The 1,033-nt window shown below is 40.7% G+C and carries 1 protein-coding gene; it reads right to left on the reverse strand.

Annotated elements, in window-relative coordinates; all coding sequences use genetic code 11:
- Nucleotides 1–109: 109 nt before the first annotated feature.
- Nucleotides 110–1,033: hypothetical protein (locus IFT44_RS21010; RefSeq protein ID WP_192176522.1), on the reverse strand; the 924-nt coding region annotated here is incomplete at its 5' end.

Below are 1,033 nucleotides of genomic sequence, written 5' to 3' on the forward strand. Positions count from 1 at the left end.
TCGGCCAGAAGCGGACAGTGATAGAAAAATCAATCTGTCCCCTTTCAATATTTATAAACAATGGTGCTGATAATTCTACGACCAGAAATATGCTGCTAAAAAAGCTAACTCATCGTGCGAACTGAAGAAGATACTCTTTGAATTTAGTACCGCTTATCCCTCTTGCGGCAAAGTACGCTTCAATCACTTCAGGATCTTTGCTATTCGCAGCCAGAACCTGCGAAAGATAAAAGATAGAAATCCCTCTTGATACAAGCCTAGGCTTATCAATTGTATCTAGCTGAGCATTAACGTCCGCGGCGCGACGCATTATTGACCGTTCATTCTCAACTAATGATTTTTTGAGCTGCTCAATAGTTCTCAAACCGAAAAACAGGAGCCCATCCAACTGTTTGGCGACATTTTTTGGTTCCTCAAAAAATTTAAAATTACATAAGCTAGCAATTTCAGAATCCATTGATACACATTTCTGATCAGAGCAGATAAAGTCCAGATACGTAATTTTATCGAGCGCGACCTTTTCTGGATTCTTAAGGATTTCCAACTTTATAGACTTCTCATATTTCTGTAACTCTGACCTTATAGATACAAACTCTTGATCAGCCAGCTCCAATAAACCAGCCATTCGAGAAAATTTTCGTCTTGTGGCTCGAGGCACCTCAATTGAGCTTTTATATCCTATGTCGTGCTCTATTTCTGCCCAAGTATGCTGCAAAATCGAACGTATCTGAATTTCGATCTTCATTCCTTTAAAGGCAGAATATTCTTGAAGTTTTTCTCGCTCACGCTTTAATGATACTACGTAGTGCAGAGACAAATAACCGAATCTATCAGGGTCTAGCGATGCGCGTTTGTCGATAGAGTTGGCCCTATCGACTTTAAACTCGCTTTCCACCATTGAGGCCACTACATCTACATCATCTGAGAAATGTGTGATTATCCTGGCGCCTGCCAAGTCGGTTATTTCTTCTAGCGTATTATAGCGCTGCTTAGCATCTACTTTTCGCTCAAGGCTATCTCGTGCTTTGCATCT

The organism is Pseudomonas sp. CFBP 13710 (assembly GCF_014842235.1).
GTDB classification, from domain to species: Bacteria; Pseudomonadota; Gammaproteobacteria; order Pseudomonadales; family Pseudomonadaceae; genus Aquipseudomonas; species Aquipseudomonas baltica.